Below are 25,169 nucleotides of genomic sequence, written 5' to 3'. Positions count from 1 at the left end.
TTACGTTCAGTGTTTAGTTCATCCAGCCCGCATATTTTGCGACTAGAAACAGGGCAACACCGGCCATAGCTCCCGCCACGATATCATCAACCATAATACCCAGCCCACCGTGAACTCGCTTATCTAGCCACCCAATTGGCCAAGGTTTTACCATATCGAAAAAACGAAATAAGATGAAGCCAGTGATCAACCACTTCCATTCAGTGAGTGGAATATTCAGTGCAGGTACAATGCTCATCGTAATCCAAAAGCCTGCAAACTCATCCCATACGATTGAACCATGATCATGCACCTTCATGTCTGCAGACGTCACTTGGCATATTTGAATGCCGATCACACACGAAATCAGAACAACAATGACATACGCCGTAAATGGTAATTGTGCCAACAACAAAAAGAAAGGCACGGCCGCCAGTGTGCCCATTGTTCCAGGGATAAACGGGGATAATCCACTGCCAAAACCCGTCGCCAATAGATGCCACGGGTTCTTTAATGAAATCAGAGAAAGAGGGTTGGTCATATCCTTAAACCTATACTGCTAGTTTGGTTTCAATCGTCATGCCTGTGAGTTGCTCAATAGTAACAGGCTCTTAGCTAGAGCTTAGCTCAGATCATTTAAAGTGGTCGAAGCCACTTAAGTCCCAATCAAGTGGTTGATTGTTATCATGCAGCTCGAAGGTTCCATTTGGTCGGATTTGACCAATACATGTGACCTTACAGCCAGTATGAGATAAAGCGCTTTGTAACGAGCCTCGATTTTGCTCCGGCACGGTAAAACACAACTCGTATTCTTCGCCACTTGCTAAAGCATACTGCTGCGCGCTGATCTTATCATCTAAAAACTGGACTAATTCTGAAGAGATCGGTAGCTGAGAGACATCAATACTCACCCCAACCTGAGATCGCTGTAAAATGTGCTTAATATCAGAGATTAAACCATCTGAAATATCTATCGCCGACGAGGCTAAGCCAACAAGAGCTTGTCCAGCAAGCACACGCGGAGAACTAAGGTAATGAGCTCGCTCTAGTGCTTCCGCGCCGGCTCTGCTGCGCAGAGAGTCATCTAGAATCACATCCAAGCCAGCTTTTGCATCGCCAAGGTTTCCCGTTACATATACCCAATCCCCAGGCTTGGCTCCGGATCGCGTGAGCGCTTTGTCTTCAGGTACAAAACCTTGCACCGTGAGTGTCAGACACAATGGCCCTTTGGTGGTATCACCGCCTATTAACTGAATACCATAGTAATCAGCCAGTTCGAAAAATGCATCACAGAAAGGAGCAAGCCATTCTTCATCTGGCTCAGGCATCGTTAATGCAAAGCTCACCCACGCAGGCGTTGCGCCCATCGCCGCCAAATCACTGATGTTAGAAGCCAATGCTTTGTGTGCGACCCATGCTGGGTTCGCGTCGGCTAAGAAATGCGTTCCAGCTACCAATGTATCCGTGCTAATCGCAATCTGAACATTAGCTGGCGCTTTGACCAAAGCACAATCATCACCAGCGGCTAGATGGACATCTTTACGTTGGCTCTGACGACCGACGAAGTACTTGTCTATCAGATTAAATTCACCAGACATAATTCACTTACTTTTTGATGTAAAAGCTTTTGATACAAAAAAGGTCAGCATGTGCTGACCTTTTCATTGAAGAAATCGTTATTTCTTACGAATGTGAGGTGCTGCTTTATCAAGTACACCATTCACAAACTTGTGGCTATCTTCTGCTGCGAAAACTTTTGCAAGTTCAATCGCTTCATTGATAACAACTTTGTAAGGAACATCTTCGCGACGAGTCATCTCGTACATAGCAAGGCGAAGAAGAGCAAGTTCCATCATATCTAAATCCTGCATAGGACGAGAGATGTATGGACGAATTTTGCTATCTAGCTCAGCGTGGCTAAGTACAACACCGCTTAATAGTTCACGGAAGTAAGCTACGTCTGTCTCTGGAGCAGCAAGCGCTGGCTCAGATGCATGAAGTTCTTCTTCATCGTATTTGTCGCCAGACAAAAACTGTTCTTCAATCTTGGCAACATTCTCTTTAGTAATTTGCCATGAGTAGATCGCCTGTAGAGCGAATTGACGTGCGTTACGACGTGCGGCTGGTTTCACACTGGCCCCCATTAGGAATCAATTTCAGATAGTACATTAATCATTTCAAGTGCGCTTAGTGCAGCCTCTGCACCTTTATTACCAGCCTTGGTTCCTGCGCGTTCAATCGCTTGATCGATCGTATCAACAGTCAAAACACCAAATGCTACTGGAATGCTGAATTCCATAGACACTTGTGCTAGACCTTTGTTCATTTCACTACAAACATAGTCAAAGTGAGGCGTTCCACCGCGAATAACAGACCCTAGAGAAACAATAGCGTCGAATTTGCCAGTTTTAGCAACACGCTGAGCTACTAGAGGTAGTTCTACGGCACCTGGACAACGCACAACCGTGATGTTGTCTTCGCTTACTTGTCCGTGACGCTTTAGTGTATCGATCGCACCAGAAAGTAGGCTTTCGTTAATAAAACTGTTGAAACGAGAAATAACGATAGCAATTTTTGCATTTGGCGCTGGGAAGCCACCCTCGATCACTTTCATAAGCTTTCCTTTAACTCTATTTATAAGTGAAATATGTTCATCAAGTGAGAATCGCCGGATTCTAGCACAAATTTGTGAGCAATATCTAATGGAAATTGGAGGCAAATCACCGGTTCCTAGCCATTGACGAGTTAAGCACGTCAAAGACTAGGAACTTATTGTTCGGTTGTTACTCGCAGACGTACTCAACAACGTTCAGACCAAAACCACCTAACGCGTGGTACTTTTTGTTGGTCGATGACAGAAGACGCATATCATGTACACCGAGATCCGCAAGAATCTGTGAACCAACGCCAACACGGCGAGACGTGCCTTGTTTTTTAGCAAGCGTTGGGGCTTCACCTTTGTCTTGCGCTTCGAACATCTTCACGCGATGAATAAGTAGATCGGTCGATTCTTCATGGCCAAGAACAACCAGCACACCGCCTTCTTCACCAATGCGTGTCATTGCCTTATCTAGTGTCCAGCTGCGCTCTGCATTACGATCGCTACGTAGTAAGTCGGTAAAAACGTCTTGAAGATGAACGCGAACCAGTGGCGCTTTTTCTTTCAAATCGCCCTTGCACATTGCGTAGTGCACTTGGTTATCAATGGTGTCTTTGTACGTGACTAACGTGAACTCGCCAAACTCTGTCGGTAACTTACACTCTGCCACACGTTCAATCGTTGTCTCAGTGTTATTGCGGTACTCAATTAGGTCGGCAATAGTGCCCAATTTAATACCGTGCTTCTCTGCAAAGATCTCTAGATCTGGGCGACGGGCCATCGTGCCGTCGTCATTTAAGATCTCAACAATCACCGATGCTGGCTCTAAACCAGCAAGACGAGCCAAATCACAGCCAGCTTCAGTGTGACCTGCGCGAGTCAGTACACCGCCGTCTTGAGCTGCGAGAGGGAAGATGTGACCAGGCTGCACCAAATCCGCAGCTTTAGCGTTTGGCGCGACTGCTGCTTGAACGGTACGTGCGCGATCTGCGGCTGAAATACCAGTCGTTACCCCTTCTGCTGCCTCAATCGAAACAGTAAAGTTGGTGGTGTATTGCGCATTATTGTCTTGCACCATTGGTGGCAGACCTAGACTTTCGCAACGATCTTTGGTCATGGTTAAACAAATCAGGCCACGGCCATAGGTTGCCATAAAGTTGATGGCTTCCGGCGTAATATGCTCGGCAGCCATGATCAAGTCACCTTCATTCTCGCGGTCTTCATCATCCATTAGGATGACCATTTTGCCTGCGCGAATATCATCAATAATTTCTTGTGGCGTACTGATTGGCATAGTCTGTTATCCCGTTATTCTAAAGTTGTTATTGCGACAGCAATGAAAAATTACGTTGCAGTGAATGCTAGTTAGGTCAATAGTTTGAGCTTTGCATTAAGCAAGTCAATGAATCTCGCGGTGTTCTGTGAGTCTGCTCTTTATCGCATGCCTCACGCAGCCACTCCCAAGACTTATGCAAAACCGTTTTGCTGTAAAAAGTCCATCGTGATACGAGACTCGGCCTTATCTTCTTGTTGTCCTTGCAGTAAACGCTCCATATAACGCGCAAGTACATCAACTTCTAAGTTGACTTTGCGCCCCACTTGAAACTGGTCAATCGTAGTTTCTTCACTCGTATGAGGAACGATCGTCAGCTTAAAAGCATTTTTACGTAAGTCGTTGACGGTTAGGCTAATACCATCAACAGTAATCGAGCCTTTCTCTGCAACGTACTTGCTAATTTCCGCAGGCATTGCAACCCAAAACTCTATCGCACGGCCAACTGAATTGCGTTCGACAATTTCACCAACCCCATCGACATGGCCAGAAACGATATGTCCACCCAATCGCGTTGTTGGCAACATGGCTTTTTCTAGATTCACCTTATCGCCTACTTGGTATTCAGCAAACCCAGTTTTCTTCAAGGTTTCTAATGACAGATCAGCACTGTAATAGTGGCTTCCGAAGTCAACTACCGTTAAGCAAACACCATTGGTCGCAATGCTATCGCCTAACTTAACGTCTGACATATCAAGCGTACCCGTTTCAACCGTGACGGTGATGTCTTCGCCCTTCGGCGTAATCGCAGCTAACTTGCCAACTGCTTCTACTATTCCTGTAAACATACTATTTCTTATCTAATTTCATTACGTTTTATGGTGGCGGTGATGCGAATGTCTACCCCAACCATACGAACGTCTGTAATGTTTAAATCTATGACGTCAGCCATAGCGCTTAACCCTAAAGCACCGATAAGCCCCCGACCATCGCTGCCCATGAGTTTTGGCGCAAGGTAAACAATGAGCTCATCTACAAGATTAGCCTTTATCATCGCACTCGCTAGCGTAGCTCCAGCTTCAACCCATAAGTGATTGATGTGGTGCTCATCCGAGATACGTTTTAATGTCGTTGATAAGTCAATTTGGTCAGCGCTGTCCAATAGAGGGATACAGTCTCCATCAGAGCGAACAATAACTCGCTCTCCATCGGTATGGAACAGCTTGAGCGCATCAGTTAAATGGTTCTGACGATCTAAGATTACACGTACTGGTTGACGAAGCTCTTCTTGTAAATACTGCGCTTGAACACTATCAGGTAAGTCATCCCAGCGCACGTTGAGTGATGCATTATCATCAATCACCGTTTTGCTAGTAGAAAGAATGCCACCACTTATCGCTCGATAACGCTGCACATCTTGGCGGGCCGCTGGGGAGGTGATCCATTGGCTCTGACCATTACTGAGTGCGCTTTGCCCATCCAAACTGGCTGCCATTTTTAATTGAACAAACGGCATGCCTGTACGCATGTACTTTATAAAACCAGGGTTAAGGGCAAGGGCATCTTGCTCTAACAAGCCGATTTGTACTTCAATTCCGGCATCACGTAACATCTGGATGCCGCGACCTGCAACTTTCGGGTTTGGGTCTACCATGGCGCAAACCACACGTGCCACTTTGGCTTTAATCAGCCCTTCGGCACATGGCGGTGTACGGCCGTAATGAGAGCAAGGTTCTAGCGTCACATAAGCGGTTGCACCAACTGCTTTTTCACCCGCCATGCGCATCGCGTGCACTTCGGCATGCGGCTCACCAGCACGATGGTGATAGCCTTCACCGACAATTTCTTCATCACGAACGATGACACACCCTACATTTGGATTAGGGGCGGTGGTATAAATGCCACGTTCCGCTAACTTAATAGCTCGTGACATCATGGCGAAATCTAAATCAGAAAACGCTCTTTCAGGAGTGTGTTGAGTCATGAGCTACTCAGTCTTCTAGGCGGGCAATCTCTTCGCCAAACTCGCGAATATCTTCAAAGCTGCGGTAAACGGAAGCGAAACGAATGTAAGCCACCTTATCGAGCTCTTTGAGCTGGTCCATGACTAAATTACCAATCATTTCACTCGGAACCTCTCGCTCACCCGTCGCACGCAGTTGTGATTTGATCATACTGATCGCTAACTCTATAGAATCGGCACTCACTGGGCGTTTCTCTAAAGCTCGTTGAATACCGCCAACCATTTTATCTTCATCAAATGGTTCACGGTTGCCATTCGATTTGATCACTTTAGGCATCACTAACTCTGCGCTTTCAAACGTAGTGAAACGCTCGCTACACGCCAAGCACTGACGGCGACGTCGAACTTGATGGCCATCAGCCACTAAGCGGGAATCAATAACTTTGGTATCGTTCTCGGAACAAAAAGGACAATGCATATCACCTCCATATCTATACCAAAATAACCTCATGAGCAATCACGGATAACCACGCGTTCATGGTTATACGGACTCTATTAAAGCTATTTGGGTATAACGCTTTCAAACCGAAATAAAAGCTCATGTAGTGTAGCGGAATTGGTATGTTAGACAAAACAAAAAGGGGCGCAAAGGCCCCTTTTTCACTCAAGATCTCGTCGAATGTGTTAACTGCGTGCTAAGTAGTTCGCTTTACCAACCCACTTGTAGCTAGTTAGCTCTTCTAAGCCCATCGGACCGCGTGCATGTAGCTTTTGCGTAGATACTGCGACTTCTGCGCCAAGGCCAAATTGCGCACCGTCTGTAAAGCGCGTTGAAGCATTCACATAAACCGCCGCCGAACCGACAGAATTGATGAACAGTTCTGAGTTTTCCAAACTATTGGTCATGATCGCATCTGAGTGGCTCGCGTTATGGACACGCATATGAACAATGGCATCTTTCACATCAGACACAACTTTTACACCAAGAGTGTAGCTCAACCATTCCGTATCAAAGTCACCTTCAACAGCATCGCGAATTTGTGTTGCTTGAGCCATCAGTGCTTTTGCCTTAGGCTCTGTCACGAAGGTCACTTTATCGTTCATGCGCTCTACGATCATTGGTAGGAATTGCGCTGCAATTTTTTCATGCACGAGCAGCGTATCTAATGAGTTACACGCAGATGGACGTTGAACTTTAGAGTTCTCAACCACATTCAGGGATTTCTCTAGATCAGCGGATTCGTCGACAAAGATATGGCTGATACCAAAGCCACCAATAATCACCGGAATCGTGCTGTTTTCTTTACACATTTTGTGTAGGCCAGCACCACCGCGTGGAATGATCATGTCGACGTAATCGTCCAACTTAAGCAATTGAGAAACAAGCTCACGATCTGGTTTTTCAATGTACTGCACAGAAGCGGCTGGAAGGTTCGCCTTTGCGAGCGCAGACTGAATAACCTTCACTAATTCCATATTCGAGAAAAAGGTCTCTTTGCCACCACGTAAAATGCTTGCGTTGCCGGTTTTCAAGCACAACGCTGCAATATCAATGGTTACGTTTGGACGCGCTTCATAAATTACGCCCACGACACCAAGCGGCACACGACGACGAGACAGTGACATCCCATTTTCCAGTACCTTACTGTCTATTTCGCTGCCTACAGGATCGTTCAAGCTAATGACGTTGCGAACATCATTCGCAATTGCAGTCAGTCGTTCTTCATTAAGCAAAAGGCGATCGAGCAGCGCATCGGTTAAACCCGCTTCACGGCCAAGTTCGATGTCTTTAGCGTTTGCCGCCAAAATAGCAGCAGAGTTTGCTTCTAGCTCATCAGCAATGATGGCTAATGCTTGGTTCTTTTGCGCAGTTGACGCTGTCGCTAATTCGAAAGCTGCATCTTTAGCAGCTTTACCCATATTCGTTAAATCCACTTTGCTTCCCTCTAATTCTATTCCTGAATGACGACCAAATCATCGCGGTGAATCACCTCAGAGCCATAATCATGCCCCAAAATAGAGATGATATCTTTACTGTGTTTACCAGTAATTTTAGTTAGGTCATCACTTGAGTAGGCGCTGATGCCACGAGCCACCAACTTACCGTGAGCGTTTGTTACACGCGCCACTTCGCCTCGTGCGAAGTCACCACTAACTTTGATGACCCCTTTAGCAAGTAGGCTACTGCCCTTGCCGACCACAGCATTGACTGCACCATCATCAATAACGATGTCGCCCGATGCCGCAGGTCCCGCTAGAATCCAGCGTTTACGGTTCTCTAAGGCTTCAGCGCAAGGTAGGAAGCGCGTGCCCTGAGGTTCAGCACTTAAAGAGTCAAAGATAACATTCGGCGCACTACCAGCAGCAATAATAACCTCGATACCTGCGCGGCGAGCGATGTCTGCGGCTTGCAGCTTCGTTGCCATACCACCAGTACCCAATGTTGTACCGCTTCCACCTGCGATTTTACGCAGCGTATCGTCGATGGTTTTTACTTCCTTGATAAGCTCTGCGTTCGGATCTTTGCGAGGGTCAGCAGTAAACAGACCTTTTTGGTCCGTTAAAAGCAAGAGCTTATCTGCACCACATAAAATGCCTACCAAAGCGGAAAGGTTGTCGTTATCGCCAACTTTAATCTCGCTAGTCGCAACGGCATCATTTTCGTTTACGATAGGAACAATATCGTTCGCAACGAGCGCATTAATAGTGTCACGCGCGTTAAGGAATCGCTCACGATCTTCTAAATCGGCACGGGTTAGTAGCATTTGGCCAATCTTGATACCATAAATACCAAACAAAGACTCCCATGTTTGAATCAAGCGACTCTGCCCCACCGCGGCAAGTAACTGCTTACTCGCCATCTCGTTGGGCAATGCGGGGTAACCAAGATGCTCACGGCCTGCTGCAATCGCACCAGACGAAACCATTACGATTGAATGGCCTTGTTTTTTAAGCTCAGCACACTGGCGTGCTAACTCAACCATGTGTGCACGGTCGAGTGCCAGAGTGCCGCCTGTCAGCACACTTGTACCCAGTTTCACAACGACAGTTTGTGGTTGTGAAACAACTGCATTTTGTTGATTCGTTGTCATGATGTCTTCTGAAGTGAAAAACAAATAAAGAGAGGATGTTTTAACAATCAAATAGGGAATTAACAAGAGAAAAGGTGCGTTTTCGCACCTTTTTGTTTGGTATTAAATGAAAACAACCAAATTAAGCGAAATCGAAAGACTCCGTGTGATATTCGACTTCTAATTTGAAGTGTTCTTCTAAAGTATCAACCAGCTTTTGATGGAATGTGCTCTGCGTGAGATACACTTCCTCTACCACTTTTTTGGGAAGGGCTTCAGATACCCATTGCCCTTCTTTGTTGTACTTGCCAATATGATATTTAGCAGTAAAGCCTCCCTCGATGGATTCCAAATCCATCCACCAGCCCCAAAATTCACGCTTCTCAGGCGATTTTTTGTCGTCTACACATACAGATAAACAATCAAAATAATAGCGCCCTTCTTGCGATTGTGGTTCGCGCAGGTAAGGCCCTATCGCCTTCAACTTTGACATCAAGCGAAAGTGAGTCGGGCCCTGAGTCGTCTCTGACATATGAATCTCCGTTTTCATAGTTAAAAGTAAACACCCAAGAATGATTATTATTTTTAATTATCATGAGCTTATTTTTTGCTCAGATATATCACTCTTAACTAATTTAGGAGAATTGTCACCCTAATAATTCATCTTCTAGCCACTTTATGGCTAAATCGAGGGATTGCTCATATCCTTTTGTAATTGTTTTGGAACTGATTTTTTTCGCTCTACCATACTGGCTAAATAGAGCAACAAGTTGATTATCACTGTGTGGCGACACTGGATCGCCTTCAAGACTCAAAGCCAAAATAGGCACTTTGGTTTTTCGACTGCTCAGGAAGCCCTGAACCTTCAATGACCACGCCATCATCTGACCAGCCATGCTATTAATATCAACCGCATTTTTCCCCAAACGGGAAGCCAAAAGATCTAAATACATCTTCGGCATTTTTTGTAACTTCTGAGGGGAAGTAAAAATATCATGTACGGGCGCGCCTAGAGCGACACAAGCTTTGATCTTTTCCTGCTCGACAAAAGAGAGTCTGATCATGGCATTACCACCAAAACGAAACCCAACTAACCCCACTTTGTGATGATCAACCCAAGGTAGCGAGTAAAGCTCATTCAATACCGCTTGATGTAGGCAACTTGAATTCTCGGTCAAGGGCCAATGAGAGCTATGCCCTACCGAAGGCATGTCTACGGTTAACATCGCAATATCTCGCGGTGCAAGACGATTACGGAACAAACGCCACATGTCGGTTTGTAGAGTATCCAAACCAGCGCTCACCATGACCACAGGCAACTGTTTATCCGTTCTTGGTAAATGGAGGTTCGCGATGATTTTGCGATTTTGGTAAGGCACTTCAATTTGCTTGATGGTGTACTTAGTTTTTTCTGCGCCGTCAGAATACGCTTTGTTTGCCAGTACTTGAGCCTGCGATGCCAAGTTATCATTTTTTAAATGTGGGTAGCCTGCAATACTAAAACACAAAGAAGCAGTGAAGAGTTCATCCGCTGCCTCTTCTCCTTGCATTTCATTTGCTCGCTTCTGATGATCCATACCAAGCTTGATCCACTCAAATGTCCAGTTACCACTGTGATAACCCATTACAGTGTCTAACCAATCATCATTGGTTCGCGAGTGAGATGATGAAGCAATTTTGGACAGTACGCCTTCCATTTCGATCGGAGACAATCCTTGCCAAGCCCATTGCAAGCGACGCAAATGACGATACCAAGCACGATCACCCTGCGCTTCTCGTTCATCAAGTATTTTTTTACTGGTCGGCATGTACTGGGTAAGCGCGGAGGTTTCTTTTGCTTGCTTATGTTTCACGAACAAAGTTTCGGAAAGATTTTTACTGACGTCTTCAGACATAGGAAGAACCCTAGGCTATTAGCATGATTTAATATCATAATAAAAAAAATGCCCCTATAAAGGGGCATTTCTCAATATTCTTTAACCGCGCTTATTTTTGCTTGCGGTTTACTGGCTCAGCATACTGGATTGACATATCCCAAGGCTGCTCGATCCAAGTGTCTTGAGCAATATCTACAACGTAATCATCCAGCAGCTCTTTGCCTGATGGTTTCGCACACACAGCGATCATTTTCGCTTTTGGATACATCTCACGTAGTTTGCGCGCTGTATCACCACTGTCTACTAGGTCTTCAACGATTAGGTAACCTTCGCCATCACCTTCAGGTGCTTTTAGTACCGTCATATCGCGCTGATGATCATGGTCGTAGCTTGAAATACAGATTGTATCAACGTAACGAATACCCAGTTCACGAGCTAAAATAGCGCCAGGAACCAAACCGCCGCGGCTTACCGCCCAAATTCCTTTCCATTGCTCAGCTGGCATTTGTTTCTCAGCCAGTTCACGGCAGTAAGTCTGCATTGCATCCCAAGTGATAATGAATTTTTTACTCATTGTAATAACCTAATAATTTGAAAATATGCATCCTCAAAATCTAGCGAAGTCACTCAAAAGCGGAATGCTCACTAACTTCTCCAAAATGTTTGGAGACGAGGATTTCAAGCTGCGCAAACGATTATTCTACCGAAACACACCGCTAATACCAACGGTGATATCAAAATTCTCTGCCTATTCCGCAGAAAAACCGTCTTCTGTGAACAACGTAAAAAAGAAAAAGCCAGCGTGAATAAATCCACACTGGCTTTTTGCTCGAGAAATTAACCGACGAGGTATTTAACGATGAAGATGGCTGACATCACCCATACACTCATCGACACTTCACGGCCCTTACCGCTGAATAACTTGATCGCCGCGTATGCGATAAAGCCTAACGTGATACCTTCTGCAATCGAGAATGTTAGCGGCATAACTAAACAAGTCACAACAACTGGGGACGCTTCAGTTAGGTCACGCCAATCAATGCTTACTAGCCCAGACAGCATCAAGATCGCCACATAGAATAGCGCACCTGACGTTGCATAAGCAGGGATCATACCCGCAAGTGGTGAGAACAATAGAGCAAGTAGGAAGAGTACACCAACAACCACGGCTGTTAGACCAGTACGCCCACCCGCAGCCACACCAGAAACGCTTTCAATATAAGATGTCGTGTTAGAGGTACCAAGTAATGCACCTACTGACGTTGCTGTTGAGTCTGCAAGTAACGCTTTGTTTAAACGAGGGATGTTGCCATTCTCATCAGTTAGACCTGCTTTTTGAGAAACGCCAACGAGCGTACCTGCGGTGTCAAATAAATCGACAAATAGGAAAGCAAATACGACGGAAATCATGCCTACTTCAAACAAACCAGAGAAATCCAGTTGCATGAAAGTTGGCGCAATGCTTGGTGGCGTTGACATAATACCGCCCCACTGCACATCACCAAATAGAAGACCAAGCGCTGTAACGCCAAGAATGGCGATCATCACCGCACCTTTCACACCACGATGAACCAGTGCAATCGTAAGAAAGAAGCCAATCGCGGCCAATACAGATGGCAATGATGTGATCTCTCCCATAGAAACTAATGTCGCAGGGTTATCAACGACGATACCTGCATTTTTTAATGCGATAAACGCTAAGAAAAGACCAATACCAGCTGAAATACCTGTTCGTAGAGAATGCGGGATCGAGTTAATAATCCACTCACGGATCTTAAATACGCTTAAAAGAATGAACAGAAGGCCAGAAACAAATACAGCCGCTAACGCAACTTGCCACGTATAACCCATTCCCAATACAACAGAGTAAGTAAAAAATGCGTTCAGGCCCATTCCTGGTGCCTGTGCGATTGGGTAATTCGCAACAAATCCCATAATAAAACAGCCGATTGCGGCAGCAAGACAAGTCGCGACAAAAATGGCACCACGGTCCATACCGGTATCCGACAGGATCGCTGGGTTTACAAAAATAATGTAAGCCATAGTTAGGAAGGTCGTAACACCTGCAATGATCTCAGTACGCACATTTGTGCCATTTTCACTGAGTTTAAAAAGCCTCTCGAGCATGATCGAATCCTGTAAAGGTAAAAAAGTAAACGGTTGCGTAATCGATTGGCGGGAATTATAAAGTTATCAAATAGCAAATTCTAGATAGAATCTTCACTCTAATGCGTTTTTTTTCTTTGGATATGAAACACATTCTCTAACCTATCAAAGTAGGCAAAGGAATATATTCTTACAAAACAATAGGTAACCTAGATAACACAGTTCCCTAAAAGAGAATAAAAACTGAGCAATGTACTAAACTTTCAGATGAAAAAGGCCCATTTTTAACATGGTATCTAACAGATTTGGTGGAAAAGTCGATAAAACCGAAGAATGGGGAATAGAAGAAGGCTTTGATGACAATAAGTGAGTCAGGAAGAGCAAATAGAGATAAAAAAACGCCACCCAATTTGGGTGGCGGTGAATCATGTCAGCACTATCACTGAAAAAAAATTCCAATTTATAGGGGTGAACAAACTGTTCGAGTCACATGCGTTGACTTCACTTAGTAGCCAAAGCTTGTTGGGTATACAAAGTTACCGGTGTAAACAGACTTGCTATTCCAGAACATTGTACTTGGTAAACCTTTCATAACTATCACCTTTTAAATCAATTAAACATTCGTTGATTTCTCGGTTCCTTGGAGGCGATAAAACGGACTCATCCTTTGAGCATTTCATTCTTCTCTCAGAAGCTGGTTACAAATATACCACCAAGAAATTTAATTACAAGCATTTTAGTGACTGGAATCACAAAAAATGCACAAATTGACCTTTATCAAAGTTTACGTGTAATTAAATTACAATTTTATGAATTAAAAAATAAAGCCACTTTCAGAATGTATGATAGAGAACACATAGTGCTTGTTATTGTATTCACAAACTGTGACAGTTCTGAGAGAAATCCTTGTGATCGCGACTACTCGTACTCCTTATCTGGTGGTATGCTAACGGCAATTTGAAGGCCAAATCGTCTAGCATTTAATGCTACCTTGACAATATTTTTACGGTATATATTTGGCAAAGCACATCAAAAGGAGTCCTCCGTGTCTGAGTTCCATTCTGAGATCAGTACCTTATCACCTGCTCCACTTTGGCAGTTTTTCGATAAGATTTGTTCTATCCCTCATCCATCGAAACATGAAGAAGCATTAGCACAGTACATTATCAACTGGGCAACAGAGCAAGGCTTTGACGTTCGCCGTGATCCAACCGGTAACGTGTTCATCAAAAAGCCCGCGACACCAGGAATGGAAAATAAGAAGGCTGTTGTACTTCAAGCACACATCGACATGGTGCCGCAGAAAAACGAAGACACTGAACACGACTTCACCAAAGATCCAATCCAGCCTTACATCGATGGCGAATGGGTAACTGCGAAAGGCACGACGCTTGGTGCAGATAACGGTATTGGTATGGCTTCTTGCCTTGCTGTATTGGCATCTAAAGATATTAAGCACGGTCCACTCGAAGTTCTGCTGACGATTGATGAAGAAGCAGGCATGACTGGCGCATTTGGCCTTGAAGCTGGTTGGTTAGAGGGTGAGATTCTTCTAAATACAGACTCTGAGCAAGAAGGCGAAGTCTACATGGGTTGTGCAGGTGGCGTTGATGGCACCATGACTTTCGATATTTCTCGAGAATCAACGCCTGCAGGTTTTGTAACACGCCAACTGACGCTGAAAGGCCTAAAAGGTGGTCACTCAGGTTGTGACATTCACACAGGTCGCGGTAATGCCAACAAATTACTTGGTCGTTTCCTTGCCGGTCATGCTCAAGAGCTTGATTTACGTTTAGTCGAATTCCGTGGTGGTAGCTTACGTAATGCAATCCCTCGCGAAGCGTTTGTTACTGTCGCGCTTCCTGTCGAAAACCAAGACAAACTTGCTGAGCTGTTCAACCACTACACTGAGCTGCTTAAAACTGAATTGGGTAAAATCGAAACAGGTATCGTAACCTTTAATGAAGCGATCACGACTGACGCGCAAGTATTTTCAATCGCCGATCAGCAACGATTCATTGCGGCACTTAACGCTTGTCCAAACGGCGTAATCCGTATGAGTGATGAGGTGGAAGGCGTTGTTGAAACTTCTCTAAACGTTGGTGTGATCAGCACAGAAGAAAATAAAGTCACCGTGCTTTGCTTGATTCGTTCTCTCATTGACTCTGGCCGTAGCCAAGTGGAAAGCATGCTGCGCTCGATTACTGAGCTAGCAGGCGCACAAATTCAGTTCTCAGGCGCTTACCCTGGCTGGAAGCCAGATGCAGATTCCGAGATCATGGCAATTTTCCGTGATATGTATGAAGGCATTTACGGTCATAAGCCGAACATCATGGTCATCCATGCTGGTCTTGAGTGTGGCCTATTTAAAGAACCATACCCACACATGGATATGGTTTCTTTCGGTCCAACAATAAAATTCCCTCACTCTCCAGATGAGAAAGTGAAGATTGATACTGTTCAGTTGTACTGGGATCAGATGGTCGCGCTTTTAGAAGCGATTCCAGAGAAAGCATAATTCAATCACGAAAAATGACAAAGGGTGCCATACGGCACCCTTTTTTTGGTTTAGTTGAACCCAACTACACACGGTTTTGCGCGTAAGCGGCTAATTCATCCATTGAGGTTTGTGCAGCAACTTCACCATCAATGTAGTAAGTAACAAACTCACCATCGCGTACACCCATGAGTGTCGCCTTTTCACCGTTACTGTAAGTAATATCCATTTGAACAGTGTTCTCATCGATTTGCTGCATTCGCCCCTGCTCAATGACACGGTTATCCGCTAATGGTGCGATTGGTGCCGTCGTTAACGACTTATCTAACTGGTGATTGACATCAATGTAAGTATCTACCTTTGTATCGAAGATATGTGGCTTACCATTTAACGGGTTCTTACCCGTCCAAAATTCTAGAGAGTTAAACACGATATAATCCGCTGCGATCGCGACACCATAAACAGGCGCTAAAAGCATATTTAGACCACCTCGAGCGTAACGGTTGTCAACAGCTTTCAAGTTAAACCCCATAACATAACCTGTCACGGCATTACTACCTACGCAACCTGAAAGTGAAACTGCTACCGCAGTCAATGCACCAATTTTAGCAATTGCCTTTTTCATCAAAACCTCTAGTTAGAAAGTGTGAAACCTCAAATTCGGCGCGGATATTATCGGATAAAAAGTAGGGTTAAAAGTCCGTTTTTTTGTCCTCCATGAACAGTATTATTTTTAATACAGTCACATTTTTTAAGGCTATTATTGCGCACTCTTCTCTATGTCTTGTTATGTATTAAACTGATAGAAAAGATCATATTGAAAACAAAAACTTCACACATACCAAAATTTCACGCATGACGATTAAAGTAATTTGTCGTGTCCTTAATGAGAATGATTAGTGCGATTTTGCAGCAATTGTTACATTGCTGATGACGCATTTGACAGAGATGGTTTATGGCCAGAAGTAAAAAAAGCAAAGTGTTTGAGCTCTTAGGACATCAAATACAACCAGGACAACGATTAGAGATCGAATTTGAAGCAGCGAAGCTATATACACATTCGCCTTTATCTATTCCTGTGGAAATCATCCATGGGAAACAAGAAGGACCAGTGTTAATGGTGAATGCTGCTATCCATGGTGATGAGCTTAATGGCGTAGAAATCGTTCGTCAGATCATTAACCAACTGGATCCACAAAAACTGAAAGGCACTGTCATTGCAGTACCTATCGTTAACGTTTTTGGTTTCATCCATAAATCTCGTTACTTGCCCGACCGACGAGATCTCAACCGTTGCTTTCCTGGCAGTGAAAAAGGCGCACTTGCATCTCGTATGGCACACGGGTTCTTTAACAACATTGCCAAGCGTTGTGACTACATTTTGGATCTACACACAGGAGCCATTCACCGCACGAACTTGCCACAGATTCGCGCAAACTTAAGCAACCCAGAAACTCTACGTATTGCTCAAGCATTTGCGACGCCAGTGATTGTTGATTCAGCATTGCGTGATGGCTCTTTACGCAGTGAAGCAGAAAAATGCGATATTCCAGTGCTCACCTACGAAGCTGGCGAAGCATTGCGTTTTGATCCACTTTCGATAAGCGCTGGTGTACTCGGGGTTCGGCGCGTAATGCAAGCCATTGGTATGTTGCGTGCGAGCAGGAAAAAGCTGCCTGAGCCTATCATAGCGAAGTCCACCAGCTGGGTTCGCGCGTCAGGTAACGGCATTTTGCGTACTGTCGTTAATCTGGGAGACAAAGTAGAACAGGGGGAAACGCTCGCTTATATTAGCTCTCCTCTTGGTCATGATGAGATAGAACTAAAAGCCCCGAAGCGTGGTTTGGTTATCGGTCAACAAACATTACCATTGGTGAACGAAGGCGATGCAATTTTCCACCTTGCCTATTTTAACCAAGGTGATAATGCTTTAGAGCAAGCAGTCGAAAGCTATATTGAAGGCCTCACTGAATTCGATGCCGAGCCGCTGACAACCGGACAGATACCGTTAGAAACTCAGTAATTCCTATCAAATAGGCGCCTGATTAGCTCAAAAGGAGCAACAGTGCTCGCACTATCTTGTTTAAAGCCAATAAGCTCAGCGTCCATGATGCTGGGCTTTTTGTTTTATGTACGCTAACGATACTTATCGTAGTTTCCACGAATGGATAAAAAACTTTACAATCCGTCGCAAAAACACATTTGATAATTAATCTCATTATCATTTATTAATCGTAATAATGTTCTTATAATCCCAGCTTCATAAAAACACTATAAATCATCAATATGAAACGATTAAAAAGTCATCCATTCAAAGTAAATCTCATTTCACTGGCTTTGCTCTTCCCTCTTTATTCATATGCCGAGACAGCGCCAAATGAAGAGCTTGAAGTCATAGGCGTTCGTTATGCCAAACCTATTACCATTGCTGAGCCTGCGCAAACCACCATTAATTGGTCAGAGATTGAAGAGCAACAGTACTCTAATTTTGCCTCAATGATCGATGCCGTTCCCGGTGCATCAATAGATGGTGGCGGTCGTTCTGGTGGCGAACGTATTAACATTCGTGGTTTTGATGATCCAAGCGATATCGCCGTCTTTGTCGATGGCGCTCCAATTGGCTTTCAACAATACCGCTACGGTACCTTCTTTTTTGATCCGTTCTTAATTGGCGAAGCAGAAATTATCAAGGGCGCGCACGACTATCGAGCACTCAACGGGAAGTTTGGTGGCTCCATTCGCATTAAAACCAAAAGTGTCGATGATCTCCTGTACGGCGAAAGAAACTTTGGTGCTCGCATCTCAAGTGCATACAACACCAACGGCGATGAGAACGCCTACACGCTAACACTCTATGGTAAAAACGATACTGGTTTTTATTTTCTAGCGAATGGCTCGGTAAAAGATTCTGATGACATTAAAGTCGGAGGTGGTGAAACGCTAGATTACTCAGGTTATGAGCAAGAAAACATGCTCGTAAAGGTCGGTTATGAAAATAACGATCACGAGTTTGAAATTAGCCATACTCGCTACAAAGATGAAGGTCGTAAACCTTGGGCTAACCGTCGCGGAAAAATGCCTAACATCACCGAATACAATATCAAGAAATACGGCTCATTAGAAAAAGCCCAATACGCTTACACCGTCGATAACAAATACACGGACAACACCACAACCATCTCTTACCACTACATGCCGACTAACCCGTATATTGATTTCAATATCAAAATGGCACGTTCCGAAAACGATCGTCATTGGGTTCGCCCTGACGTAGCATTCGAGAAAATGTTCGTTTCTGTTGGCAGTTACGGTCATGAGTCATGGCTGAGTTACGAGCGTGACTACGTTGATGTGTTTAACCAAGCACAATTCGGAGACCACACTCTAGTCACTGGGCTTCAATATCAAAAAACCGATAGAGACTCGTTAGTATTCAACGCATCATACGACAGTAATGAAGCGAAAAACTACGGTTGGTACACCCCTTACTACGAACCATCTGGCACGCAGTCAATTTATGCCGCTTACATTGCTGATCACTATCAAGCAACAGACCGCCTAACAATCACACCTTCTCTGCGTTACGAATACATCAAGAGTGAAGGAAAAGGGAACGCAGCGCCGGATTATAATGATCCAGCTGCCGGACATGACTATGGTGAAACGACGCATAAAGGCTTTAGCCCACGTTTGGATATCGACTTTGATGCGAGCAATAATACGCGTTTAAACGCCTCCTACGCCTACGCTCTAAAAGCACCAACCGTTGATAACATCTACTCAGTGCAATATGCGCGCGCTACCGCTACGGCTACTGCTTTGAATCTGGACGTGTCTCGTATCCATGCTTATCAAGCAAGCGTTATCAACTTAACGGAAGGGCTGGTGAACTCTCGCGATAACCTCGCAACAGAGTTAACTATGTTCTATAACGATGTTAGCGACACAGTTGATATACGAACGGGCGAAAACCTCGACAAAAATACTACTGAGTTACAAAGCTGGAATACAAACCTAGATGGCTTTAAAAACTATGGCTTTGAGCTAATTTCACAATACCGGATTGAAGATTTCTACAGTAATTTCTCAGCAAGTTACATTCGCGGCAAAAACAAAGGTAGCCTATCTGACTCTACAGGTTCAGATGATGATCATCCTGATGTACCGCCATTAAACATTAATCTGGGTTTAGGTTACGAATGGATTCCTGGTTTACGTACGGGCTGGGAAGTCCGTTGGTATGATGCGCAAACCAAAACCAAGGCAAGCGGTAACAATTTAAAAGTGAAATCGCCAAGTGAGCAATACACGCTACAAAACGCTTACGTGGTTTGGGAAATACAACAAGTCGAAGGCTTGAGCATTGGCGCGGTTGTGAAAAACTTAACCGATCGTTACTACGAAGCATACCTATCTAATGGCGTGCCTTCGCCTGGTCGCGAAGTCAAACTGCACCTCACTTATCAATACTAACCATACCTAAAAGATGCAGGGCAGACATTAACTGCCCTGTTATATCGTATCCAATGGCCATAATTGCACGCTGTTTTATTTATCAGTATTATCATTTCCTTTTGCTTGCATACACATTATGAACAATCTAAAAACACGGCTTCTTCTGATTTGCTTCTTCCCTGTAGGTAGCCTAGCGCAAGCTTCTGAGAACATTGCAGACTACTTACAAGAACAAAGCAAGCACCAAGTTTCAGAAGATTTTTACGCACAGCCAGCAGCAAATAACCTGAATCTAGATGCAAAAACTAACTCTTTAACTTGGCACGAAGATGGTAAGCCGGATCACTGTCGTTACGCCAAGCAGCCCAAAGACGTCGCAACACATTTCGACTACGGTGAAGCAAACGATCTATCTGACGGCTTACAACACTTTGATTTACCAGAGAGACATTCTGCAAAGGTCAAATCGACACATCGCACTTATGCTAATAACCCTCACCTTCTTCCTGGCAATAAACAATTTGCCGCCCCTGAAGACGGCACGTTTAGCCTGTCCGTATCGTCGGATTGTTTTTAGCCGATATAAATAAAAAATGCCCTGAGACAAAACTCAGGGCATTTTCACTATTTGTTTGATGGGTAACGTCACCATCTCACCGATTTAAACTTATTCTTCGTCAGTGTCTACTTCGGTTTCACGTGCTTTGCGGGCTTCTTCTTTACGAACTTTTGCCGCTAGTTGTTCTGCTTCACGCTCTTGACGTTGCGCTGCTTTACGCTCGTTACGAACCACTTGGTTTTGGATAAACCCAGCCAGTTCTTGTTCAGCCCAAGCTTGTGCTTTCTCTTCGCTGTCAAAGCCTGTTTCACGCTTTGATACTACAGTCTTACGAGATGTCACTTGGCGAGTGATTTCTGCGCTCCAGCCGTTACGTTTTTCAGTGACGCGGATAGCAAATTTTGGATTCTTAGACATTTCTTTCATTTCCTAAGGGATTTAGGGATCAATCAGGGATTCGGTCAACTTGATAACTCCATCTAAGCTGAGCTGTTTAACACCATCCCTTGGTAAGCGCGGTATTAGAGCATAAAAGTAATCTAAACGCTGCAAGTTTTTTACGCTAGATAATAGATGACAAAGAAGAGACAGAACAAAGCAACGTTTCGCCAAGTCACTAGAAAGAGCGACGAAGAAAAAAGAAAGCGCTGGTCTCTCAACCAACGCTTTACTTAAGCTAGATTAACCTTTGGTTAATTAACCGATATTCTTACGGGCATTTTGGAACATACGCATCCAAGCGCCATTTTCACCCCAACCTTCCGGAGCCCAAGAATTTGCAACTGTGCGGAATACGCGCTCTGGGTGAGGCATCATGATAGTTACGCGACCGTCTGCTGTTGTTAAACCGGTAATCGCGTTTGGCGAACCATTCGGGTTGTTCGGGTATTGTTGTGTTGGGTTACCGAGGTTATCCACGTAACGAACCGCAACCGTACCTGATGCTTCAATCGCTGCTAGGTGCTCTGCATCACGTACTTCTACACGCCCTTCTCCGTGGGAAACCGCGATTGGCATACGCGAACCAACCATGCCGTCGAAGAATACAGAATCAGATTTCTGAACTTCAACTAGACTAAAGCGCGCTTCAAAACGCTCAGATTCGTTGCGCACAAAACGTGGCCACAAGTCTGCACCTGGGATCAGCTCTTTCAGGTTTGATAGCATCTGACAACCGTTACATACACCTAAAGAGAACGTCTCTTCACGGTTGAAGAAGGCTTGGAACTGTTCACGAGCTTGTGCGTTAAACAGGATAGACTTAGCCCAACCTTCACCCGCACCTAGTACGTCGCCGTAAGAGAAGCCACCACAAGCTACTAGGCCATGGTATTCATCCAGTACCGCTTGGCCCGTTAGGATATCGCTCATATGGATGTCGGTTGCTTCAAAGCCTGCTCTGTCAAACGCTGCTGCCATTTCGACGTGGGAGTTAACGCCCTGCTCACGTAGGATTGCCATCTTAGGTTTAGCACCTTTCGCAATGTACGGTGCTGCAACGTCTTCATTTACGTCGAAGCTGAGCTTAACGTTTAGACCCGGGTCAGAGTTGTCTTTCTTAGCTTCATGCTCTTGGTCTGCACACGATGGGTTATCACGTAGACTTTGCATCTTATGCGTTGTTTCAGCCCAGATAACGCGTAGTTCGGTACGTGAACGTTCAAGCACAACTGCATCACCAGAAGTGATAACAAAGTCGTCTGAAGCTTCAACAGAACCAATCACATGTGAGCATGCCTCTAAGCCGTTTGCCGCCAGAGTAGATAGAACTGAATCTAGATCATCATTCTTAACTTGAACAACCGCACCTAGCTCTTCGTTAAATAGAACGGCTAGCGCATCGTCACCCAGCTTTGCGATGTTCGCTTTTACGCCACAGTGACCCGCGAACGCCATCTCAGCCAGTGTAACAAAAAGACCGCCGTCGCCTTTATCGTGGTAAGCCACTAGCTTGTCATCACGTACTAACGCTTGCATTGCATCAAAGAAGCCTTTTAGCTGCTCTGCATTATCTACGTCAGCAGGTTTGTCACCCAGCTGTTTGTATACTTGTGCCAATGCTGTCGCACCTAAGCGGTTTTTTCCGTTACCCAAGTCAACAAGAACTAGAGAGGTATCTCCTTTGTCAGTGCGTAGTTGTGGAGTCACGGTCTTACGTACGTCTTCCACACGACCAAATGCCGTGATAACTAGCGACAGTGGAGAAGTGACTTCTTTGCTCTCGCCGTTTTCTTCCCACTTGGTTTTCATCGACATGGAGTCTTTACCAACTGGGATAGTCAAACCTAACGCAGGACACAATTCTTCACCAACCGCTTTCACTGCTTCGTAAAGACCCGCATCTTCACCTGGGTGACCCGCTGGAGACATCCAGTTCGCAGACAGTTTAATGTGTTTAATATCACCGATGTCTGTTGCCGCAATGTTCGTTAGTGACTCACCAACGGCTAGGCGAGCCGATGCTCCAAAGTCTAGTAATGCCACTGGCGTGCGCTCACCCATCGACATTGCTTCGCCATAGTAAGTGTCGTAGCTTGCCGCTGTTACTGCGCAGTTTGCTACTGGTACCTGCCAAGGACCAACCATTTGATCACGAGCAACCAGACCCGTTACTGTTCGGTCACCGATAGTAATTAGGAATGTTTTTTCTGCAACAGCAGGAAGACGAAGTACGCGATCCACCGCTTCATTAAGCTCAATACCATCACGAACAATGGCAGGGCTTTCCACTTTTAGTGTGGTTGCGTCACGGTGCATCTTCGGTGGCTTACCAAGCAGGATATCCATTGGCATATCGATTGGCGTATTGTCGAAGTGAGAATCTTCTAGCGTTAGATGACGCTCTTCTGTCGCCACACCCACCACTGCATACGGTGCGCGTTCACGCTTACAGATGGCGTCGAATGCTTCCATGTTTTCTGGCGCTACCGCTAGAACGTAACGTTCCTGTGATTCGTTACACCAGATTTCCAGTGGGCTCATGCCCGGCTCATCGTTTGGTACATCGCGTAATTGGAACTTACCGCCACGCTCACCGTCGTCGACAAGTTCAGGCAATGCGTTAGAGATACCGCCTGCACCCACATCGTGGATAAATGCGATTGGGTTATCGTCGCCTAACTGCCAACAACGGTCGATCACTTCCTGACAGCGACGTTCCATCTCTGGGTTTTCACGCTGTACCGAAGCGAAGTCCAGATCTTCTGCTGACTGACCAGATGCCATGGAAGATGCCGCACCACCACCAAGACCGATGTTCATTGCCGGACCACCAAGTACGATTAGGCTCGCACCTACAGGGATCTCTTTCTTCTGTACGTGTTCATCGCGGATGTTACCCATACCACCAGCAATCATGATTGGTTTGTGGTAACCACGAATTTCTTCACCCGCATGAGAAGTGACTTTTTCTTCGTAAGTACGGAAGTAACCCAATAGATTTGGACGACCAAATTCGTTGTTGAATGCCGCGCCGCCAAGAGGGCCTTCAAGCATGATGTCTAACGCATTCACAATACGACCCGGCTTGCCGAAGTCGGTTTCCCATGGCTGTTCAAAACCAGGAATACGTAAGTTAGAAGTTGTAAAACCAACCAGACCCGCTTTTGGCTTACCGCCGATACCCGTCGCGCCTTCGTCACGAATTTCACCGCCTGAGCCAGTCGATGCGCCCGGCCATGGAGAGATTGCCGTTGGGTGGTTGTGCGTTTCTACCTTCATCAAGATGTGCGTATCTTCATGGTGGTACGTGTATTGACGAGATTTAGGGTCAGGGAAGAAACGCCCCGCTTTAGAACCTGTCATAACGGCTGCGTTGTCTTTGTATGCAGACAGCACATAGTCAGGTGTCGTTTCAAAAGTGTTTTTGATCATTTTGAACAAAGACTTAGGTTGATCTACCCCGTCGATAGTCCAATCTGCGTTAAAAATTTTGTGGCGACAATGCTCTGAGTTCGCCTGAGCAAACATCATCAATTCAATGTCGTTTGGGTTACGCCCAAGCTTAGTAAAGTTCTCTACCAAGTAATCAATTTCATCTTCTGCGAGTGCCAAGCCAAGGGAAACGTTTGCCTCTTCAAGCGCCAGACGACCGCCAGCTAAGATATCAACATGTGCTACAGGCTTAGGCTCTGCAACAGTAAATAATGCTGATGCGGCTTCAAATTCTGTGAATACTGTTTCCATCATGCGGTCGTGAATTAACGCTTTAACAGCGTCAGCTTGAGCTTCTGATAGAACAACTGAAGATTCGACATAATAAGCCGTACCACGCTCTAGACGTTTCACTTTATCCAGACCACAGTTAACAGCGATATCGGTAGATTTAGAAGACCAAGGCGAGATAGTGCCAGGACGAGGCGTGACAAGAAGTAGAAGACCTTCAGGCTCATGCTCTTCGATGGTTGGGCCGTAAGTTAGTAACTTTTCAAGTTTTTCTAACTCTTGGTCATCAAGGTCTGACTTTAGATCGGCAAAGTGCATAAACTCGGCATAAATGCTAGTTACAGGCAGATCTTGTTCACGACAAAGTTCCAGTAGTTTATTAACACGAAACTCAGAAAGAGCTGGGGAGCCACGCAAAATTCTCATGTGCTTAGGTCTCTTATGCAATTGATTAAGGTGATATTGGAATAAATTCAGACACTTAAAATAAGCCCTGTCGAACCTATGCCGATTCCACCTCGTCATTGCGAGCGCATTATATAGTAATTGTTTTTGTGATGTAACATCAAAAGCAACCGTTTGCGTCATTTTTTTTGTCAAATTTGAATTACAACTAAAATGTCGAT

At 45.0% G+C, this 25,169-nt stretch carries 21 protein-coding genes; 4 read left to right on the top strand and 17 right to left on the bottom strand.

All coding sequences use genetic code 11. The features are described from left to right. Positions 1-13: 13 nt before the first annotated feature. From pgpA to R7Z41_RS18175, 14 genes are all read right to left on the bottom strand, one after another. A complete protein-coding gene (gene pgpA, locus R7Z41_RS18240; protein ID WP_206970853.1) occupies positions 14-520 on the bottom strand; it encodes a phosphatidylglycerophosphatase A in 507 nt (168 codons plus the stop codon). A 91-nt stretch (positions 521-611) separates the two neighbouring features. After that, positions 612-1,577 (bottom strand): thiamine-phosphate kinase, encoded by a 966-nt coding sequence (thiL, locus tag R7Z41_RS18235; RefSeq protein ID WP_005381570.1) that lies wholly within the window; start codon positions 1,575-1,577, stop codon positions 612-614. Between the two features lie 78 nt (positions 1,578-1,655). Beyond that, a complete protein-coding gene (nusB, locus tag R7Z41_RS18230; protein ID WP_005381571.1) occupies positions 1,656-2,123 on the bottom strand; it encodes a transcription antitermination factor NusB in 468 nt (155 codons plus the stop codon). Next, complete coding sequence (gene ribE / locus R7Z41_RS18225) at positions 2,123-2,593, bottom strand: 6,7-dimethyl-8-ribityllumazine synthase (protein WP_005381572.1); 471 nt, start codon at positions 2,591-2,593, stop codon at positions 2,123-2,125. The genes nusB and ribE overlap by 1 nt, the downstream gene beginning before the upstream one ends. Positions 2,594-2,762: 169 nt before the next feature. Continuing rightward, positions 2,763-3,872, bottom strand: coding sequence for a bifunctional 3,4-dihydroxy-2-butanone-4-phosphate synthase/GTP cyclohydrolase II (ribBA, locus tag R7Z41_RS18220; RefSeq protein WP_115385781.1), 1,110 nt, complete (start codon positions 3,870-3,872; stop codon positions 2,763-2,765). Between the two features lie 173 nt (positions 3,873-4,045). Beyond that, on the bottom strand, positions 4,046-4,699 hold the full coding sequence (locus tag R7Z41_RS18215; protein ID WP_005381574.1) for a riboflavin synthase: 654 nt from the start codon (positions 4,697-4,699) through the stop codon (positions 4,046-4,048). A gap of 8 nt (positions 4,700-4,707) precedes the next feature. After that, entirely contained in the window at positions 4,708-5,835 is a 1,128-nt protein-coding gene (gene ribD, locus R7Z41_RS18210; RefSeq protein WP_206970855.1) for a bifunctional diaminohydroxyphosphoribosylaminopyrimidine deaminase/5-amino-6-(5-phosphoribosylamino)uracil reductase RibD, read from the bottom strand. Between the two features lie 7 nt (positions 5,836-5,842). Next, a complete protein-coding gene (gene nrdR / locus R7Z41_RS18205; protein ID WP_005381578.1) occupies positions 5,843-6,292 on the bottom strand; it encodes a transcriptional regulator NrdR in 450 nt (149 codons plus the stop codon). 206 nt (positions 6,293-6,498) lie between these two features. Next, the gene (locus R7Z41_RS18200; RefSeq protein WP_025768889.1) at positions 6,499-7,749 is read right to left on the bottom strand and encodes a glutamate-5-semialdehyde dehydrogenase; all 1,251 of its coding nucleotides are present in this window, start codon (positions 7,747-7,749) and stop codon (positions 6,499-6,501) included. Positions 7,750-7,766: 17 nt separating this feature from the next. Next, the gene (gene proB / locus R7Z41_RS18195; protein WP_005383771.1) at positions 7,767-8,906 is read right to left on the bottom strand and encodes a glutamate 5-kinase; all 1,140 of its coding nucleotides are present in this window, start codon (positions 8,904-8,906) and stop codon (positions 7,767-7,769) included. Positions 8,907-9,027: 121 nt separating this feature from the next. After that, positions 9,028-9,417, bottom strand: a complete 390-nt coding sequence (crl, locus tag R7Z41_RS18190; RefSeq protein ID WP_005381584.1) for a sigma factor-binding protein Crl — start codon at positions 9,415-9,417, stop codon at positions 9,028-9,030. Between the two features lie 115 nt (positions 9,418-9,532). After that, positions 9,533-10,780, bottom strand: a complete 1,248-nt coding sequence (gene frsA, locus R7Z41_RS18185) for an esterase FrsA (protein WP_005381586.1) — start codon at positions 10,778-10,780, stop codon at positions 9,533-9,535. A 91-nt stretch (positions 10,781-10,871) separates the two neighbouring features. Next, positions 10,872-11,336 (bottom strand): oxytetracycline resistance phosphoribosyltransferase domain-containing protein Tet(34), encoded by a 465-nt coding sequence (gene tet(34), locus R7Z41_RS18180; RefSeq protein WP_005381590.1) that lies wholly within the window; start codon positions 11,334-11,336, stop codon positions 10,872-10,874. Positions 11,337-11,599: 263 nt separating this feature from the next. Beyond that, positions 11,600-12,889 (bottom strand): NCS2 family permease, encoded by a 1,290-nt coding sequence (locus R7Z41_RS18175; RefSeq protein ID WP_005381592.1) that lies wholly within the window; start codon positions 12,887-12,889, stop codon positions 11,600-11,602. Between the two features lie 1,024 nt (positions 12,890-13,913). On the opposite strand from R7Z41_RS18175, the gene R7Z41_RS18170 reads away from it, so the two are divergent. Next, positions 13,914-15,386 (top strand): aminoacyl-histidine dipeptidase, encoded by a 1,473-nt coding sequence (locus tag R7Z41_RS18170; RefSeq protein ID WP_005381594.1) that lies wholly within the window; start codon positions 13,914-13,916, stop codon positions 15,384-15,386. A 64-nt stretch (positions 15,387-15,450) separates the two neighbouring features. Here R7Z41_RS18170 and R7Z41_RS18165 read toward each other — a convergent pair whose 3' ends face one another. Then, positions 15,451-15,990: a DUF3332 domain-containing protein gene (locus R7Z41_RS18165; protein WP_005381596.1), complete on the bottom strand. Its 540-nt coding sequence runs from the start codon at positions 15,988-15,990 to the stop codon at positions 15,451-15,453. A gap of 330 nt (positions 15,991-16,320) precedes the next feature. On the opposite strand from R7Z41_RS18165, the gene R7Z41_RS18160 reads away from it, so the two are divergent. From R7Z41_RS18160 to R7Z41_RS18150, 3 genes are all read left to right on the top strand, one after another. Beyond that, the gene (locus R7Z41_RS18160; protein WP_017820600.1) at positions 16,321-17,388 is read left to right on the top strand and encodes a succinylglutamate desuccinylase/aspartoacylase family protein; all 1,068 of its coding nucleotides are present in this window, start codon (positions 16,321-16,323) and stop codon (positions 17,386-17,388) included. A 263-nt stretch (positions 17,389-17,651) separates the two neighbouring features. Then, the gene (locus R7Z41_RS18155; protein WP_213866987.1) at positions 17,652-19,838 is read left to right on the top strand and encodes a TonB-dependent receptor domain-containing protein; all 2,187 of its coding nucleotides are present in this window, start codon (positions 17,652-17,654) and stop codon (positions 19,836-19,838) included. A gap of 118 nt (positions 19,839-19,956) precedes the next feature. Then, a complete protein-coding gene (locus R7Z41_RS18150; protein ID WP_213866988.1) occupies positions 19,957-20,397 on the top strand; it encodes a DNA-directed RNA polymerase subunit beta in 441 nt (146 codons plus the stop codon). Positions 20,398-20,487: 90 nt separating this feature from the next. On the opposite strand, the gene R7Z41_RS18145 is transcribed toward R7Z41_RS18150, so the two are convergent. Together R7Z41_RS18145 and purL are read right to left on the bottom strand one after the other, a co-directional pair. Beyond that, complete coding sequence (locus tag R7Z41_RS18145; protein ID WP_025998700.1) at positions 20,488-20,796, bottom strand: DUF3622 domain-containing protein; 309 nt, start codon at positions 20,794-20,796, stop codon at positions 20,488-20,490. A 279-nt stretch (positions 20,797-21,075) separates the two neighbouring features. After that, positions 21,076-24,969: a phosphoribosylformylglycinamidine synthase gene (purL, locus tag R7Z41_RS18140; protein WP_225478067.1), complete on the bottom strand. Its 3,894-nt coding sequence runs from the start codon at positions 24,967-24,969 to the stop codon at positions 21,076-21,078. Positions 24,970-25,169: the final 200 nt, after the last annotated feature.

This window comes from Vibrio sp. 1457 (assembly GCF_033340195.1).
In the GTDB taxonomy this organism is placed as follows: domain Bacteria; phylum Pseudomonadota; class Gammaproteobacteria; order Enterobacterales; family Vibrionaceae; genus Vibrio; species Vibrio alginolyticus.
The sequence above is the reverse complement of the archived record's forward strand: the minus strand, read 5'-3'. Positions and strand labels throughout refer to the sequence as shown.

What these genes read in the sequence shown, in the direction of transcription:
- pgpA (WP_206970853.1), bottom strand. Translation starts at nt 520, where the DNA reads ATGACCAACCCTCTTTCTCTGATTTCATTAAAGAACCCGTGGCATCTA.
- thiL (WP_005381570.1), bottom strand. Translation starts at nt 1,577, where the DNA reads ATGTCTGGTGAATTTAATCTGATAGACAAGTACTTCGTCGGTCGTCAG.
- nusB (WP_005381571.1), bottom strand. Translation starts at nt 2,123, where the DNA reads ATGGGGGCCAGTGTGAAACCAGCCGCACGTCGTAACGCACGTCAATTC.
- ribE (WP_005381572.1), bottom strand. Translation starts at nt 2,593, where the DNA reads ATGAAAGTGATCGAGGGTGGCTTCCCAGCGCCAAATGCAAAAATTGCT.
- ribBA (WP_115385781.1), bottom strand. Translation starts at nt 3,872, where the DNA reads ATGCCAATCAGTACGCCACAAGAAATTATTGATGATATTCGCGCAGGC.
- R7Z41_RS18215 (WP_005381574.1), bottom strand. Translation starts at nt 4,699, where the DNA reads ATGTTTACAGGAATAGTAGAAGCAGTTGGCAAGTTAGCTGCGATTACG.
- ribD (WP_206970855.1), bottom strand. Translation starts at nt 5,835, where the DNA reads ATGACTCAACACACTCCTGAAAGAGCGTTTTCTGATTTAGATTTCGCC.
- nrdR (WP_005381578.1), bottom strand. Translation starts at nt 6,292, where the DNA reads ATGCATTGTCCTTTTTGTTCCGAGAACGATACCAAAGTTATTGATTCC.
- proB (WP_005383771.1), bottom strand. Translation starts at nt 8,906, where the DNA reads ATGACAACGAATCAACAAAATGCAGTTGTTTCACAACCACAAACTGTC.
- crl (WP_005381584.1), bottom strand. Translation starts at nt 9,417, where the DNA reads ATGTCAGAGACGACTCAGGGCCCGACTCACTTTCGCTTGATGTCAAAG.
- frsA (WP_005381586.1), bottom strand. Translation starts at nt 10,780, where the DNA reads ATGTCTGAAGACGTCAGTAAAAATCTTTCCGAAACTTTGTTCGTGAAA.
- R7Z41_RS18175 (WP_005381592.1), bottom strand. Translation starts at nt 12,889, where the DNA reads ATGCTCGAGAGGCTTTTTAAACTCAGTGAAAATGGCACAAATGTGCGT.
- R7Z41_RS18165 (WP_005381596.1), bottom strand. Translation starts at nt 15,990, where the DNA reads ATGAAAAAGGCAATTGCTAAAATTGGTGCATTGACTGCGGTAGCAGTT.
- R7Z41_RS18160 (WP_017820600.1), top strand. Translation starts at nt 16,321, where the DNA reads ATGGCCAGAAGTAAAAAAAGCAAAGTGTTTGAGCTCTTAGGACATCAA.
- R7Z41_RS18155 (WP_213866987.1), top strand. Translation starts at nt 17,652, where the DNA reads ATGAAACGATTAAAAAGTCATCCATTCAAAGTAAATCTCATTTCACTG.
- R7Z41_RS18150 (WP_213866988.1), top strand. Translation starts at nt 19,957, where the DNA reads ATGAACAATCTAAAAACACGGCTTCTTCTGATTTGCTTCTTCCCTGTA.
- R7Z41_RS18145 (WP_025998700.1), bottom strand. Translation starts at nt 20,796, where the DNA reads ATGTCTAAGAATCCAAAATTTGCTATCCGCGTCACTGAAAAACGTAAC.
- purL (WP_225478067.1), bottom strand. Translation starts at nt 24,969, where the DNA reads ATGAGAATTTTGCGTGGCTCCCCAGCTCTTTCTGAGTTTCGTGTTAAT.